The organism is Edaphobacter sp., assembly GCF_035532915.1.
Classification (GTDB): Bacteria; Acidobacteriota; Terriglobia; order Terriglobales; family Acidobacteriaceae; genus Edaphobacter.
In genome coordinates this window covers 1-14,815 of sequence record NZ_DATKQC010000293.1, presented here as the reverse complement: position 1 = coordinate 14,815, position 14,815 = coordinate 1, and the positions used below count along the sequence as shown (strand labels likewise).

Genomic DNA, 14,815 nt, shown 5'->3' with positions numbered 1-14,815 from the left:
TGTTTATAGCCCTCCGCCGAGTTTGCATTTTGATGTACCCGCCTACTTCACTCCAAATGGAAAACAGATTACCTTCTGGAATCCAGCGAATGATGCTATATGGATTGTGAACGCAGATGGCACCAACGCGCACCAACTGATCGCGTCTGAATCCTACCTCCCCGCAATCTTCTCCCCTGATGGAACGGCTCTCTACTACAACGGGCCAGATGGCGTGTACATCGCTAAGCCTGACGGCAGCAACCCGGTCAAAATACTCGCCGGGAATATTACCAACAATTCGGGCTACCAATTAGTGGGCCTTTCTCCCAACGGGAAATCCATCCTGATTCTGAATAACGGGTCCGACTTGTATAGTGCGGACGCGATTACGGGTGGAAACCTACATGCGGTTCTCGTAGGCTCTGGTTGGATTTATACTACTTGGTGGTATTGAGCTTATGCGCGCGGTCTTCACTGTCATGCTGGCACTTCTGGAGGCATTACCGTCTGCGCAAGGAGGCATTCACAAAGTGCCGCACGTGCCTGCGGCATCACCGAACCTGGGGAGATTGTTTCGCATTGTTGAGAATCGAACCTTTGTATCGACCGTACTTGCCGAGCACTGCGAGCGTGACGGTCGCTCCGTTACGCTCCACAAACCCTTTTTTGATAACTTCGAATCAAAATGCCCCGTCGCCGTGGTGAACGGGACTCCAACAAACTTGCAGGCGTTGATACCTTGTCTGTCGTCAATCCCGATGGCCGCGCCCTCTTGCAAGCCGAGCGCGATTGCTTTCGATTCGCCTCTCGCAGGAACGCGTAGGCCAACAACGCTGAGTTCGGCTCCTACCGCGCCCAATACTACTTGAAGGGGTGAGTCATCGCCGAGTCAAAGCCTTGCAGTTCATGGCCACTGCGATGGTGGTAGCTGATCCCGTCATTTTGTACGTCTCGTGAAAGAGGCTGACGACAATAGATGCGGTTTACAGACTCAGGCCGATGTCGGTAGTGTCTCTGCTGCCGAACTGTACTTGGGCCTTGTCGCCCAATGAGTGAATCGATGCGTGGCCGGCTTGCTCAAGAGCAGTTTCTCGCGTGATCGGCTGCGCCTGGCGGTCGTAGAACTGGCCTTGCGGGTCGATGTGCAGCCAGCTTCCCGCGTGACTGTGCTGGTAGCTCTGAACCTCGCCTGTCTCGCGCTTCCACTCGTAGTCTGACGCTTCCTTTGGTAGTGCTGTTTGGATTGGAGCATTGTGCCGACGTTCGATGTCGGCAGTGGTGCGTATGTTCTCAGGCGCATGGATACTCGCCTCGGCAAGAGTCTGGCGGCGAAGTTCCTCTTGCGAATGCTCTCTGCTGTTGGTCATCGGTGGCTCCTTTGTCTGGGTCTGCCGGTTGTGGATCGGTTCGACCTGGGCTTTTTGAAGGTCTACGGCTGAGGTCTTTGTCACGTCGGTACTGAGACGCTCACTCAGGACAGCGGCGTCGTTGGTGTAAATCCTCACGTCCTCCGAAGCGCGGGATACGGAGACGTAGGCGAAGCGGGTATTGATGAGTTCCGGGTGGACGTTTGTGTCCATATTCACCAATACCCGGTCTGCGGTAAGCCCCTGGGCACTGTGCGAGGTCACGGCGTAGCCATGATCGAAGTGCCGCATTTGCGCGGCGTCGAAAGCCACAGTGCGCTCTTTCGCGCCGTCCATCTTTACGCTGATCTGATTGTTGTCAATCCGTTCGATGGTTCCCATATCGCGGTTCGAGACAGTCAGTTCGCGGTTGTTGGCAGTGAACTGGATGCGGTCGCCCTGAGCAAAATCGCGGATAATCTCGCGGTATGCCGCGATACCTTGCAGCCGCTTCGGGTCATAGGTGGCTTGCTGGCCGTCCGGCTTCTGAACGGTGATCTGATTCTCTTTGTGGTTGGCGGAGACAACGGTTGCGTAGCTGCCCTTTTCAATACCGTGTTCCTTGCTGCCCCGCGTGTAATTTAGAACGTCGTCGGGCTGGTATCGCGCCGCCCAGCTTCGATCGACGTTGGTCATGTCCGACCGCGGCGTGAGCACGTTTATGTTGTGGTTCTCTTTGGAGACGACGCCGGATGCCTGCAATTCCATGCGGATCGCATTGTTGATTTCCTGGCGGCTGGCGTTGTCGGGCGAGACGACCAGCGTGTTCTCAGGCTTGGCGACATAGTCCTTGGCGATGGCCTCAATGCGCTGGGCATTGTCCGGTATCTCGGTGACGCGGCCCTGCTGTTTCAAAAGCGTCAAGCCTATTTCAGTCTCGTTCTTCGACAGGTGTTCGACCGCTCGAAGCAACTCCGGATCTTTCTGCCGCATGATCTGGTCAAGCTGCGAGGTTTGCATCCCGGCTTGCTGCATCTGCTCGAAGGGCTTGCCGGCATCTACGCTCTGGTGCTGGCGCGTGTCGCCTATAAGGAGCACGCGATCTTGCGGTCCAATCTTCTCCATAAAAGCCTGCATCTGACGGGTACTGGCAAGGCTGGATTCATCCACCATATAAAGGTGGCGGCTGCTTGGATCGCCTCTCAATTGGTCTTGGCCTCCGCGTGCAAGGAAGCCCTGCAATGTCTCGGCAGAGATACCAGCATCCCGAAGTTGGGCGGCGGCACGACTGGTAGGGGCGAAGCCCTCGACCGCGTAGCCGTTGCGCTGCGCGCCCTCTCGAATCGCTTCCAATGTGGTGGTCTTGCCGGTACCCGCGAGCCCTTGCAAGCCGTGTACACGGTCGCGGCTGGTCAGCACCTCTTCAATGGCTCTGCACTGTGCGGGATTGAGGAATTCGCGGGTGGCCGCGTGAGCCCTCGCCCCTTCTTTCGGCATGATCGGCTCGACGGTGTTCTGGCCGCGTTGCATGTGGCCGACAGTCGCAAGTTCCGCCGCAATGGTCTCCCGAGTGGTGAATTGTCGTCCCGTCTCGTGTTTCTGCCCTGGCGCAATTTTGAACTCGCCTGTATTGTGCCGCTGGTCGAAGTTGTCGCGTACCTGGCTGTAGGTGAGGTCGCCCATGCCGCGCCGCAAGGCGTCGCGCATGATCGCACGTTCATCGGTAACGGCCTCACGTTCAAAGCTGCGATCCTTGGCAAAGGTGACGGCTTCCTGCGCCCGCACACGCGAATCCGGCATCCGATTCTGCTGCAACGTTGCGGCGCGCTCCCTGGCCTCTGCGACAACCCGGTCGGCCTGGTTGCCGAATTCAGCCGCAATCTTCCTATGAGCGGCGAGCACCTCGGAAGACGACAGAATGTCCTTTTTGTCGCGTGTGTTGTGTGCGGCAATCTGCGCGGCTTCCGGCCCGCTGAAGCCGCTCCGTGCGACGGCCTCCTCGATCTGCTGGCGGCGCGGGCTGGATGCCTCAAGGTATTCCGGCGTGTAACCCGTTATGTCCGGCGCGCCGCTTTTTCCGGCTCCTATTTGGTAGCCGAGATTGCGGAGCCGGAAGGTCAGCTCCGATTGGTAGACGGCGGTTGCAAACTGTTGGCTATCGAAGTAGCTCTGCGGCTGAATCGCGCGAGTGGAGCCGTCTGGCCGCTCCGTCATATTGAAGATCACGGCATGGGTATGAAGCTGCGGAGCTGCGTATCCATCGACCGGGCGAGCGGTGTCATGCTCAAACTTTGCGGCAATGAATTGGCCGGTGGTCTCGGCGGGATTGTTGCCGCCGATGCGCGCCTGCGTATACCGCTCCAACTCCGTGAGTGCGATAGTCACGGCCGCCCGGTGAGCTGCACGGACACGGTCGTCGCCTCCGACAAGTGCGGTCAGAGAAACAGACTTGGGCGCTGAGAAGGTAGCGTCCCAACCGGCTCGATGCTCCACCGGCTTGACGGTGGCTCCGTCTGCCGTGGTGTACTCCTGCCCGGTGCGATGGCGTACCAGTTGCTCGCCCGAATGAGGGTTCTGACCCTCACTCAACCGCGCAAAATGGTGTGAGTCGATTGCCCCCACGAGACCATACTTCTCAGCCATCTCCCCTTGCCATTCTCCGAGAATCGCATCGCCCTGCTTCCAATAATTCTGCTCCGCAGACATAAACTCCTTTGCATGGTACGTCTGGGCCTGACCGGAGCTGAGTGGCTTGGAGATGGTAAGCATACGGCCTCTTTATTGCTGAAACGGAAACGAGGATTGTGGCTCTTGATCGCCATCGACGGGGGCTGTATCTTCCGAGACGCCGGGAACGGTAGGGACCAGGGCAAGCTCCTCTTCGATGGGTTCGTCAAGCTGCAATTGCTCGGCCTCGTCGTCATCCCCTTCCGGCTGCTGCCGAGCAATCGTCGCCGCGCTCGGTGGCTCGGCTTCAAGGTCAATCCCCGGCTCTTGGCTTTCAGAATTCCTCGGAGCCAGCGTCTTCGGATCGAAGGGAAGTTCATCCTCACCGTCTTTACGCGGCACGAAACCGGGAGTGGTTAGCGGCAGGTCCATGTACTCGAAGTGGAAGCGGGCCACATTGTTTCCCAGCTTGAGAAAAGCGTGGCGATTCTCCAGCCCGGAGATTTCCGAATCCATGACAAGCGGTTCGACCTGACGATCCACACTGAAGTTCCTGCCAGACCGAGAGCCGTCGAAGTGCGTCTCCTTCATGCGCTCGATTTCAACCTTTCCGATCGCATTGCTGACCCACTCTGCCGCCTTCGGCTCCGTCGTCTTGAGAAAGATTTTGGTTGCAGGCTGAGACAGCATGACCTCGGCAAGATGGCCGTAGATCACCTCAAGTTGCGCCTTACCTTGGAAGCCAAGGACAAGCGGATTTCTGCTCTTTCGGTTCTCAGTAATGGCGGTATGGAGTTGGGGAAGGCGCTGCAAGCTGGCCAGTTCGTCGAGCACAAACCAGACGGGCGTTTGATTTTCCTGCGGCGCGGTCAAGAGCCGCATGACCAAAAGATCGATCCAAAGGCTGTGCAGCGGGCGCAACGCTTCGCGTTCGGTTGCGCTCGAAGTGATGAAAATCCAGCCGGCGCGGGTCTCGGCCCACTCCGTTGCGCTCCATGTTCTATTGCCTGCCTGCTCCCTGGTCGGCAGCATCCGCAAGCTGTCCGCTACCAGTCCAAGTGAAGCAAGGACGCCGTTGCGTTGCTGCTGCGCGCCCTTCGCAATCATGGCTTCCATCTCCGTGCCGCGCACGCGCTGGTCGATCTCCGCTGGGTTCGAGAGCCATGCAACCAACTGCTCGGGCGTCGGCCCTTTGGTGAGGAGATGGGCAAAGATTTTCTGGGGAGTCTCGGTGAAAAACTCACCCTTCTTGTCGCTGGTCGGCTGGTAAAGAGAAGCCGCAATCGCCTTCGCCTCGGCCCTGCGCCGCAGCTCTTCCGACGGCCCCCAATAGGGGCATCGGTCGTCAAGCGGGTTCAATACGATGTCCCCGCGCTTCGCATCATAGAAACGCTGGATAAACTCGCAGGCAGGGTCATAGACGATGGCGGCGTGGCCCCGGCTCTGAATCTGCCGGAGGATCTGCATGATGAGCGTCGTCTTGCCAGCTCCGGTGTCGCCCATCAGCTCGATGTGCTGGGCCTCGGCCTGAATCGGTATCCGCATCATCTCTTTTGCCTCGGTGGTTTTGAAGCCGATTCCGTCTCCGTGTACGGTCTTGTTGAACTCCTTGGGAGTAAGCATGACTGGCCCTTTGAGCCGCCGGCCGTACTTCAATTCCTTCCGGCGCTTGATGTCTTTCACGATGGCAAACGGAAGTTGCACCATCAGAGAAAGGAAGCCGAACAACAGCGGCAATTTGTAGATGTCCCTCAGTTGTTCGCCGCCGTACACGGCATTCTGGAGGTACGTATGCAGGCGGGCATCAACGTACTTTTGCACGGGTCCACGATAGAGAACGTCGAGTCCGCGTGCCTGAGCGGCGGCGGAGAGCGCAAGCGGTATTTGCTTGCCTCCGGGGGCCAGAGTCGTGCCCGCCTTCACGTCCGCGTCGGACGCAACTTCGACTCCGACGCTAACACCGGCGGCATTGAGCAACTGATACTTGTCGGTCTTGTTGAAGGCCCCTCCGGCGGCGCTGCGAGCATATATCGGCGTGTAGAACTGCTGTAGCGGAGTCTGGCCGAAGTTGAAACGGAGATATACAAAACAACCTGTCAATACGAATGCAAGGAACACCGCGCCGTAGCTGTAAATCGGCGAATGCGGCGGGAAGATGATCGTTTCTCTGCGGCCCCAGTGGGTTGTTGCCATCACGCACGCTCTGCTTCCTGCCGTGCTTCGATGGCTACCGATTTCTTGCGCTTTTTCACTTCCGTCATGATCCCGTCGAAGATTTCTGGAGTGAGCTTTTGTCCGGCAGCGAGTGGCTTCAAGACGTTCATCAGCATGAGTCTGATGCCGACGATTTCACTCAGCTCGGCGCTGGCGGTCGGTTCGCCGCTGTCGTGGGCCAACTCGTCAAGAATGAGGCTGCGAATGAATTCGCCGCGATGCTGGCCGCGCCGCATGGCCAGCGCATCGAATCGTGCGGTCTCGCTCTGGCTGAGCTTCGACGATACATTTGTCAGTCGAAACGACGCCCGCTGCTCGGCTCGTTGCACCAAGGCTTCATCTTTGAGAAGTGGCATGTTCACCTTCAATCTCGCAGAGATTCTTGGGAATACCTGGGTATCCTCAAGAATCCTTACGCAGTGCATGTTGTTGACATTGTTCGGTCGCCTCCAAGAATCCTTACGGATACCCAGCACGACCCTTGGAGGGGTGGAGTGTCAATAATCACCCGGTGCGAAGCACCTTGCCCGTTCCACCCCACAATTGAATGGAGGATCATGCCTTCGATACCTGCACAGATTCCGTTGGCTTCACTCCGGCAATGGGCTTCTTCGCAGGCTGTTCCGGCGCTTCGTTCACTGGGACCTTACGGATACGAAGCGTTGAGGTGACCTTGTTGGATTGCGGAGTCTTTAGGAAGTCCTGAAAGTCGCGGTCCTTCGAGAAAACATAGTTGAGCGCCTTGTCCACAACATCGTCCGCGGATGCGTGGATGAAGGCGGCGTATTGATCGACCTGTGTTGCCGTGGCTCCGTCAAGCCGGACCGAAGCGCTGATCTGGCGGGTTTGTGTGATCTCTAGCAGTGGCATATTAGTTCTCCTGGGTGGGTGATTTGTGTTCTCTGAACGAACCTGGAAGCCGTGGCCGCGATCTCTGCGGCACGGTCTTTCGAGAGGGATTGATTGCGTGTCTCAAGTTGGCGGACGATGGCTTCGGAAGAGATGCCTTTGCGTGCCCAAAGCACGGCACTGGCGACATCCACAGTGCGAACCGCGTAGTAAAGAGGATTCGGTTTGTCGCAACGAAGAGCGATAAGCATTTGTACGATCTGGCAGGCAGGAACTCCGGCCGCAAGCTGGGCCATCACCCACGCCCAATCGTTCTCCGATTGCGTTGCGTTTCCGAGCGGGCGATGCACATTCACAGTGCCGGAATCAGCCAGGGATAGCGATGGCATCTCCAACCTGAAATCATCCGGGGAATAGACGGTGCGAATGCCGTCTCGGGCCAGAGTGACCGGGCAGGCCGGAGTGTATTTGCGATTGAAGAATCCCGGCAGGCGGAGCACCCGCGCACAGTCAGTGCAGGCGCGGTCGCCGCCAAAGGTCACGGCAAGGGTTTTCAGCATGGCTTCCTGCTCAGCAATAGCGAAGCCACACACGCGCCAGAGTATCTGATATTTGCCGGGAGAAGTGCGGATTATAATCGAGGGCGGCGGCACATTGTCCGACGCTCGGATAGCAGCCATCTTCCGGTCGCCATCCTCATCCAAATCCAGGAATAGTGCCCGCGCCTCCACAATGGCATCCTTGGTCCGCTTCTTCGCACCGGAGAGAAGCGGATTGACAGAGAAATAGACATTGGCCCCATGAGCGTTTTCATGGGCGAGCCAACCAAGATAGTTTGCCTTCAAGAGGTCACCCTGGCGGACGATCCGCTGCCGGGTACAGGATGGATCGGCATGGCGCAGGAGCAGAGCGAAGGTATCCTCCGCGGCAAACCATTCGGACAGAAACTCGCCGGCGATTCCGCGTGGGTTACGCATGGGCGAGCTCTCCCTTGATGGAGCTGTCCACACCGCCATAAACCATCTCGAAACGAAACTCCTGAGCCTGCCGGTCATAGCCATCCAAGCGCAACACTTCGCGGATGGCACGGCGTCCTGGCTGACGCTCAACATGGACGATGAAGTTGACGGCTTCGCCAATCTCAGCCTCTACGTCCTCATAGGTCGCCTGCTGGTGGCTTCGCATCACGAGATTGGCGAAGCGGCGAAGGGCTTTGACTGCGGAGTTGGCGTGGATTGTGGCCAGCGATCCGGAGTGACCAGTGTTGAAAGAATCCAGCAAAGTGCGGGCCTCCGTGCCGCGCACTTCACCGAGGATGATGCGGTCGGGACGCCAACGCAATGCGGACTTCAATAGATCGTCGAAAGAAACGGATGCTTTGTAGGTATCGGTCTGGCATTCGACGGCAAGAATGTTCGGCTTCTGGATGCGAAGCTCGGAGGTGTCTTCGATGATGACGATGCGCTCATGTTCCGGGATCGCTTGGCCGAGTATGTTGAGCAAGGTTGTTTTGCCGGTCCCCGTTCCGCCGCTGATGAGCAGCGTCTTTCCACTGCGAATCTGTTCGGCAAGGAACTCCGCGAGAGGCCGAGTCAGAGTGCCGCGAGAGATGAGGTCTTCGACCGTGAACTTGCGGCTCGAAAACTTCCGGATGACCAGCGCCGGAGAGGGTCGCGCCACCGGAGGAATGACTGCCGCAAGGCGGCTGCCGTCCGGGAGCTGCGCGTTGAGGACGGGATTGTCCTCGTCCAGCTTCTTGCCAAGCCGATTGGCGACCACTTCAAGGCCGGTGCGCAGCTTGCCGGCGTCGAAGGAAATGCTTTCATCCCGGTGCACCACGCCATCCCGTTCGTACCACCAGGACGAATCTGGATTGCCCATGATCTCGCTAATACTGTCGTCCAGCAATAGCGGCTCTATCGGGCGAAGGAATGGAAGGATCAACTCGAAATTCATAACAGGAACCTCTTGAGCGTAGAAGCCCAGCGGGCAGCCGGGCTTCCGAGTGTGGAGAGGAAGGGCCTCAAGCGGCCGCTTCCTCTGGGATGAAGTCGTCGTGCTCCTGCTCTTCCGGGGCGGACTTCTCGGCCCGGTCCAGCTTCAGGATCGAATCGACCCGGATCTCCCAGATGCGCTGCTTGGTCTCCGTCTTCTTGCTGTCGTACTCCCGGCTGCGCAACTCGCCTTCCACCTGGATATGCGCGCCCTTCTTGAGCGTGCCGGCGAACTCCGAGAGATTGCCAAAGACGATGCAACGATGCCATTCGGTGTGCGAGACGTACTCGCCGCTCTTCTTGTCCTTATAGGAGGACTTGGTTGCCAGCGAGAGGGTTGTGAAGTTGCGGTTGTTGGCGGTGTGAACTTCTGCGTCGCCGCCGAGAAAGCCGATGAGGTTTACTTTGTTCTGGTACATGATGGTGTCTCCGTTTCGTTGAATTTCCCGATCCTGGTCGGGTCACACTGGGCAGAGCCTGGCGAGTGGGCCATGCTCCCAAGTGCCGAAGGTCTGCTTTTACGGAGGGTCCGGAGAAATCCTTTCGGCGTACTCTCCGAACAAGATTTGGAGGGAAACCGTAACCCGCAGGGCGGCGTAGCCGAAGCAGAAGAGCGAGTTGCCGCAGGGCGCATGAAGAGCCCCGAAGCCGTGACCGAGCAGACGGCGGGATACGAACCGGCTGACACATTCCGGACCAAAGTTTTCATCGCCAATCTGGCTACAGAAGCTCGCCGCAATTGCAACTGCTTTCGAGCGGGCCATGACTCCGTAAAAAGCACGATGTCTGCCGCCGCCGTTGCACGCTGGAAGGGTCTCGAACGCCCGCTCAACCATGCACGGGGACAGGTGGGGTAGAGCAACCGGATTGGCAGCCTGGATGGACATGGAAGAGCCTCTGGAAAGGTTGATGAATCCCTAGCTGAACGCCTGGTCAACCCGGAAGCGCACGATGGCCAACCCAAGAGGGTTCACCGACAGCTCCTTGTTCTTCACGGTCTCCCGGAAGACATAGGTGACGCTGGCTGTCCATCGCTCCCGTTTGAGTTCCGTATGATCCGCTGGATTGGTGTACACCTTCTCGAACTCGATTTGGGCCGAATAGGGAGACTGCCGGAGATCGTCAAGGACGATGTTCTTTACCTCGACATCGACATACGGGAGCGTGCTTTCCTTGATGTATGTCTGGATGATGTTGTCCTTGCGTTCCTGCTCTATGACGGCACGCTGAACGTCGCCATTCAGGAAATAAAGGGAGTTCGTCTGGTCCCGCTCGATGGTGAAGCGATTGCGGCTGAAGTAGAGCTCCGCCCACCGCGAAAGATAATACTTGTTCTCCGCCTCCTGGGGGCGGTACTGGAAGTTGCGATAGTCGATCGCTTCCGCCTGGCCAACATCGTTAATTCTTACGATCATCGGGTGCATATCAGCAAGCGCTTTCTGGCTTCTGAACACAAGCGCCGCCAGCGCAAGCGAGACGACTGCGAGCACGAGAATCGTCACCTTCAGGTAGGTATTCATTACCAGCGGATCGCCATACTGTTCCAGGTAGCGTTCCGCAGCGCGGGTGATTTCCGGAGTGGCTTTCGTTGATACGCTCATCTCTGACCTCGTGTCTCTTGTTGCGGTTTACAGCGCGGCCCGTATCGCCATCATTGCGACACCCATGCCGCCATCATGTCCGCCCGTGTGACCGCCGAATAGGCTCTGCGTCATGGCCGGAATCTTGAAAAGGATATAGACGTTGACAAGCACAAGAAGGATGAGGAGCGGCAATGCCTGGACAATCGTCGAGGGGTCCGACACGCTCTGGCCGACTTGGACGTAGTAGTTCGTCAAAACGTGGGAGAGTACGTTCATAGTCGCTGCGGCAACCACCTTGTAAAAGCTGAATCCGAGATACGCCTTGAGCCATCCCCAGAACAGCCAATCGAGTTTGTCGAAGACGAGAAACGGGATAAAGAGTGGCCCAAGTAATCCAATGATTGTGGACGCAATCGCCCCATAGGCCAGAATGGCGGAAACAACCGCCGCCAGGGCACCCAAGAGGAATTGCACGACGAAGTACACAAGGGAGTAGTAGGGAGACATCATGCTGGTCAGCATCGATGGCCCAGTCTTCGCGGATGCCGCATGGATCTCGTTCAGCATGGTTGTGGAACCATCGGCCCCAATGACGCTCACAAGGTTGGCTGTGCCGCCGTCGATAAATCCCTTGATAGAGAAGCCGAGTCCGGGGATGGAGCTGTCATAGTAGTTCACCATCGCGTAGGCGAAGGTGAGAAGCATAAAGAGATTCAGAAACCTCCCCATGCTGAACCCGGCCCCGCCCTGTGCCGAGGCAAGGGCCTCCTGAACACCGAACCAGACCAACATGATCGTTGCCAGCGACAGCACGATGTGAATTCCCATCGCGGTAATCGAAGGTGCCGCCGTAGCTGAAAGCGACTGGCACGCCTGAGAGATGAAATTGAAGAGACCCATATTCTGTAACCTCTTGTCTTCCTGTTCGATTGCCTAATCAGTACGCTTTTGTGAGAAGGTCCGCCGCGCCGCTGTTGGTTGTGGCGACGTTAGCGTTGTAGTAGCTTTCGTATCCTGCCGAGTCTCGGAAAACCGATTTCATTGCGTCCTGCTGCTGTTTCTGTGCCACTACCTGCTGCAAGGCAAGGTTGGCGTTGATCTGATTCGCATCCTGCTGGGTTCGCAGTTGCAATAGAAGCACTTGGTTGATCCGCTGGAGTTCGGCCATAATGGTCTGTTGCGATGCGTCCTGGCTTTGCGTCGCGGCCTCAAGGTTGGCGATGTCGGTTTGCCGGGCTGCTTGATTGGCTCGAATCGTACCCAGTGCTTGCAGGTTGGTGGTCATGACGGAATCGCCGATGTCGATGGTTGCTCCCTGGGCCGCAATCTGCTGCTGCCCGGCGACACTTGAACTGCTGTAGCCCGGGATCATGTTGGGTGTTCGCGGCACACTGGCCTGCTGGTATGCGGCCGCCGCTCCATTGCCGGTGTTTGCGGAGTTGACCCAACCCGACGAATTGCCATAGGTGTTTGAAATCTGCGGCATCATCATCAAGTCGGTGGTGGGGGAGAGGAATCGCGAGTAAAGCGGGGTTGGCGCAAGAATCATCTCGTGCACGAGCTGGTATTGCTGGTTTGCGACGTTGTAGGCTTGCAAAGCAGTGGTCGCAATCTTGGCTGTGTTGCTGAATATCTGTTGACCCTGCTCTATCTGCTGAACTTCGTTGGCAATGGACGTTTGTTCGTTCTCGATTTGCACGACGGCGTGGACCGACTGGGTAGGGTCGTAAACAACGCCGGAACCGAATTGCGCGTGCGCGATGGGTTGCAAGGCCACGGCAAGTCCGATAGCAATTGGAATAAGGGGCATTTTTCGCATAGGGATCTCCTCACATGTGCGGTGGTGGGTTGTGGTTGTCGACTAGCTGGGTGGCTTTACTGCTGCGCAGCGAGACTCTGACGTTGAAGATCTGCAAGATGGTCGGCCTGTGGCTTGCACCGTGCATCCCGCGCCCTCTTTTTGGCTTCGAGAGCTGTTACTTCCTTGGTGGTCAGCTTTTCCCCTGTCAGCATTCTTGCGGCCCCCGCAGTCTCGTCGTCCAGGCAATCCTTGGCATAGGCGGGGTACTCCGCGTTGTATTGCTCCTGCAACTTCTGCACCTTTGTCGCTTTGCTCTGACAACCTGCAAGGGCAACGGTGAACAGAAGCAAGACAGATAGGAATCGCATCGACAACTCCTCAGAACGTCTGTGGAATGGTGTGGTTGGTGTAGGCCGGCAGAAGCAGGTCTTGCGTGAAATATACTTTCACGCGATGTCCCTCCCGGATCGTGATGGTGGGCGGAATTTGCATGAAGCGGTCAAGTATGGTGTTCGCCGACTGCGAGACGCTGGCTGCGGTTCCGTTGGTGAACGCCTGGGAACCGTTCGTGGTGATGGCGCCGCCGCCCTGCTCGATTTCACCCGCTCCGGAGATCACGCCCAAAGCGATCGAAGCGCCGAAGATTTCAAAGTAGTGGTTGTTCACCAGGTCCTTCAGCCCTTCCTCTCCGATCTGGTCGAGCCCGTGGAACTGGTCGAGATCGACGGAGTAACCGTCCGGCATAATCAGACGGTGGAAGACGACAGCGATCCGCCGCTGTTGGCCGATGCCCGCCGCTCCAATCTTCTTCGCTTCCCCCAAGACAACTGTTCCCTCGGGGATGATGACGTGCTGGTGGTCATGGGAATACAAAGGGTTTGAGACAAGAACCTTCACCGCCCCTGCCGCATCTCCGTCGAGACGATTCATAAGAATCGTGTCGAGGACGGAACCTTCGTAAACGAGGTATGGCTGACCCGTGGCCGAATCGACGTTTGCCTCCATAGGACGTTTGTAGCCTTCGGGCACATTCTGCTGTTCCCCTGCGGCGCGTGCGGCAACGAGGCTGCTATCCGCCTGCCGTTGGCTGACAGGCATCATCTGGCCCGGCCCTTGCGGCTGTTCGGGTGGCCTGGAGTACGCAAGGTTGGATGCGAAACGCGAGTCATCGGCCCGTGCTCGTTCCTTCGAGGCAATTTGCTGTGCCTGCTCTTGCACCGGAGTGAGCTGCTGTTGGCCGGTGTTTTGTTGTCCATAGCCGGATTGTGCTTGTGGGCAGGGCTGCCCAGGTACGCCCTCCCCCGGCATGCAAGGCATTGCGCTGCCGGTCGGCCCATAGGCCGATGCGGCGGCCCGCTGCGCGGGCGTTGCAGACGCAAGCGCGGGATCTCCACCCGTTGCAGCAGCAAGCGCCGCTTGCTGCTGCTCCTTCTGGCGTTGGGCCTGGAGTTGGTTCTTCAAGTCCTGCACGTTGTTGTCGGTGTTGTCCTGCAAAGTGGGTTGGGGAGGTTGCCCCTTTGCAGCGGCCTGTTGTGCCGGTGTCTTCTTGCCGGTCGAACTCATGATCGCCGCTACGATCACGAGCAATGCCGCACCCAAATACACAAAGGTCTTGAGGTTCTTCTGCAGGACACCCTTTGGCTCGTTTGTCGTATGCAGTAATTCTGGCTCAATGTGCGGCCCGCCCGACGATTCAGTGTGAGGAGTCAAGATGCTCTCGGCCATGACGATTACCCCTTCCGTGTGAAGTCCATCCGTTTTTTGCCCAGTTCGACATAACCCGAGTCCATTACCTGCGGGATGATGTACATTCCGTCCCGTAGGTCGTAGTTGATGAGGTTCGGCTTGCCGTCTTTCATCTCGTACACGCTGAACTTCTCCGGCGCAGTCGTCTTGATGTAGGTAAACTTGTCGTCGTGATAGATTGACTCGATATCGAAGGGGGCTTCGTTCCGCTTGTAGGCGTAGTCGAACTTCAGTTCCGCTGGATACGCGCTCTTGTATTCATCCACCGCCTGGGTGACGTGCGACTGGAGAGCGGCAAGCTGCTGCTTCGACGCTTCCAGTTGAGCTGCGGGAACGAACTGCGGAGGTCCGCTAGCCGCGACAATCGAGGAGCGATCCGCGGGCTCGATAATCACCTTCAGATCCGGGTCGGCGGACGAGCTGGAGATGTCCTGCAAGGTAAAGCTGTAGATGTTGCCCTTGTCCGTGATGAGATTCAGGTTGGAACTTATGCCTTGTTTAGCCGGATGCACGAAGCAGAAGTTTCCAACCACATCCACAATCCAGAAGTCCTTGTCTCCGGTGGCGGCTTCCATGATCTTCTCGGTCGGTGGAACTTCGATGAGGGTTGTGTATTTGACCTTGGCGCGGATG

At 57.6% G+C, this 14,815-nt stretch carries 15 protein-coding genes; 2 read left to right on the top strand and 13 right to left on the bottom strand.

Features of this window, described 5'->3' with window-relative positions:
- Positions 1-436: hypothetical protein (locus VMU57_RS14015; RefSeq protein WP_325384449.1), on the top strand; the 436-nt coding region annotated here is incomplete at its 5' end.
- Between the two features lie 529 nt (positions 437-965).
- Here VMU57_RS14015 and mobF read toward each other — a convergent pair.
- From mobF to VMU57_RS13980, 7 genes are all read right to left on the bottom strand, one after another.
- A complete protein-coding gene (mobF, locus tag VMU57_RS14010; protein WP_325384448.1) occupies positions 966-4,097 on the bottom strand; it encodes a MobF family relaxase in 3,132 nt (1,043 codons plus the stop codon).
- Positions 4,098-4,106: 9 nt separating this feature from the next.
- Positions 4,107-6,188, bottom strand: coding sequence for a type IV secretion system DNA-binding domain-containing protein (locus VMU57_RS14005; protein WP_325384446.1), 2,082 nt, complete (start codon positions 6,186-6,188; stop codon positions 4,107-4,109).
- Entirely contained in the window at positions 6,188-6,577 is a 390-nt protein-coding gene (locus VMU57_RS14000; RefSeq protein WP_325384444.1) for a hypothetical protein, read from the bottom strand. Before VMU57_RS14000 ends, VMU57_RS14005 begins: the two co-directional genes overlap by 1 nt.
- Positions 6,578-6,764: 187 nt before the next feature.
- Positions 6,765-7,079 carry a hypothetical protein gene (locus VMU57_RS13995; RefSeq protein ID WP_325384442.1) on the bottom strand — a complete coding sequence of 105 codons (315 nt, stop codon included), beginning with the start codon at positions 7,077-7,079 and terminating at the stop codon, positions 6,765-6,767.
- On the bottom strand, positions 7,067-8,035 hold the full coding sequence (locus VMU57_RS13990; RefSeq protein ID WP_325384440.1) for a DNA-primase RepB domain-containing protein: 969 nt from the start codon (positions 8,033-8,035) through the stop codon (positions 7,067-7,069). Before VMU57_RS13990 ends, VMU57_RS13995 begins: the two co-directional genes overlap by 13 nt.
- Entirely contained in the window at positions 8,028-9,014 is a 987-nt protein-coding gene (locus tag VMU57_RS13985) for a CpaF family protein (protein ID WP_325384438.1), read from the bottom strand. Before VMU57_RS13985 ends, VMU57_RS13990 begins: the two co-directional genes overlap by 8 nt.
- Positions 9,015-9,081: 67 nt before the next feature.
- A complete protein-coding gene (locus VMU57_RS13980; RefSeq protein WP_325384436.1) occupies positions 9,082-9,471 on the bottom strand; it encodes a single-stranded DNA-binding protein in 390 nt (129 codons plus the stop codon).
- Between the two features lie 72 nt (positions 9,472-9,543).
- On the opposite strand from VMU57_RS13980, the gene VMU57_RS13975 reads away from it, so the two are divergent.
- Positions 9,544-9,909, top strand: coding sequence for a hypothetical protein (locus tag VMU57_RS13975; protein ID WP_325384434.1), 366 nt, complete (start codon positions 9,544-9,546; stop codon positions 9,907-9,909).
- A gap of 60 nt (positions 9,910-9,969) precedes the next feature.
- On the opposite strand, the gene VMU57_RS13970 is transcribed toward VMU57_RS13975, so the two are convergent.
- From VMU57_RS13970 to VMU57_RS13945, 6 genes are all read right to left on the bottom strand, one after another.
- Positions 9,970-10,653, bottom strand: a complete 684-nt coding sequence (locus VMU57_RS13970) for a VirB8/TrbF family protein (RefSeq protein WP_325384432.1) — start codon at positions 10,651-10,653, stop codon at positions 9,970-9,972.
- Positions 10,654-10,680: 27 nt separating this feature from the next.
- Complete coding sequence (locus tag VMU57_RS13965; RefSeq protein WP_325384430.1) at positions 10,681-11,535, bottom strand: type IV secretion system protein; 855 nt, start codon at positions 11,533-11,535, stop codon at positions 10,681-10,683.
- A gap of 37 nt (positions 11,536-11,572) precedes the next feature.
- Positions 11,573-12,445 (bottom strand): hypothetical protein, encoded by an 873-nt coding sequence (locus VMU57_RS13960; protein WP_325384428.1) that lies wholly within the window; start codon positions 12,443-12,445, stop codon positions 11,573-11,575.
- A gap of 65 nt (positions 12,446-12,510) precedes the next feature.
- The gene (locus tag VMU57_RS13955; RefSeq protein WP_325384426.1) at positions 12,511-12,804 is read right to left on the bottom strand and encodes a hypothetical protein; all 294 of its coding nucleotides are present in this window, start codon (positions 12,802-12,804) and stop codon (positions 12,511-12,513) included.
- A gap of 10 nt (positions 12,805-12,814) precedes the next feature.
- Positions 12,815-14,161: a TrbI/VirB10 family protein gene (locus VMU57_RS13950; RefSeq protein ID WP_325384425.1), complete on the bottom strand. Its 1,347-nt coding sequence runs from the start codon at positions 14,159-14,161 to the stop codon at positions 12,815-12,817.
- Between the two features lie 5 nt (positions 14,162-14,166).
- The coding region (locus VMU57_RS13945; protein WP_325384423.1) for a TrbG/VirB9 family P-type conjugative transfer protein at positions 14,167-14,815 on the bottom strand (649 nt) is incomplete at its 5' end.

Bases quoted from the DNA above. Each gene is read 5' to 3' on its own strand.
- mobF (WP_325384448.1), bottom strand. From the start codon at position 4,097: ATGCTTACCATCTCCAAGCCACTCAGCTCCGGTCAGGCCCAGACGTAC.
- VMU57_RS14005 (WP_325384446.1), bottom strand. From the start codon at position 6,188: ATGGCAACAACCCACTGGGGCCGCAGAGAAACGATCATCTTCCCGCCG.
- VMU57_RS13995 (WP_325384442.1), bottom strand. From the start codon at position 7,079: ATGCCACTGCTAGAGATCACACAAACCCGCCAGATCAGCGCTTCGGTC.
- VMU57_RS13990 (WP_325384440.1), bottom strand. From the start codon at position 8,035: ATGCGTAACCCACGCGGAATCGCCGGCGAGTTTCTGTCCGAATGGTTT.
- VMU57_RS13985 (WP_325384438.1), bottom strand. From the start codon at position 9,014: ATGAATTTCGAGTTGATCCTTCCATTCCTTCGCCCGATAGAGCCGCTA.
- VMU57_RS13980 (WP_325384436.1), bottom strand. From the start codon at position 9,471: ATGTACCAGAACAAAGTAAACCTCATCGGCTTTCTCGGCGGCGACGCA.
- VMU57_RS13975 (WP_325384434.1), top strand. From the start codon at position 9,544: ATGCTCCCAAGTGCCGAAGGTCTGCTTTTACGGAGGGTCCGGAGAAAT.
- VMU57_RS13970 (WP_325384432.1), bottom strand. From the start codon at position 10,653: ATGAGCGTATCAACGAAAGCCACTCCGGAAATCACCCGCGCTGCGGAA.
- VMU57_RS13965 (WP_325384430.1), bottom strand. From the start codon at position 11,535: ATGGGTCTCTTCAATTTCATCTCTCAGGCGTGCCAGTCGCTTTCAGCT.
- VMU57_RS13960 (WP_325384428.1), bottom strand. From the start codon at position 12,445: ATGCCCCTTATTCCAATTGCTATCGGACTTGCCGTGGCCTTGCAACCC.
- VMU57_RS13955 (WP_325384426.1), bottom strand. From the start codon at position 12,804: ATGCGATTCCTATCTGTCTTGCTTCTGTTCACCGTTGCCCTTGCAGGT.
- VMU57_RS13950 (WP_325384425.1), bottom strand. From the start codon at position 14,161: ATGGCCGAGAGCATCTTGACTCCTCACACTGAATCGTCGGGCGGGCCG.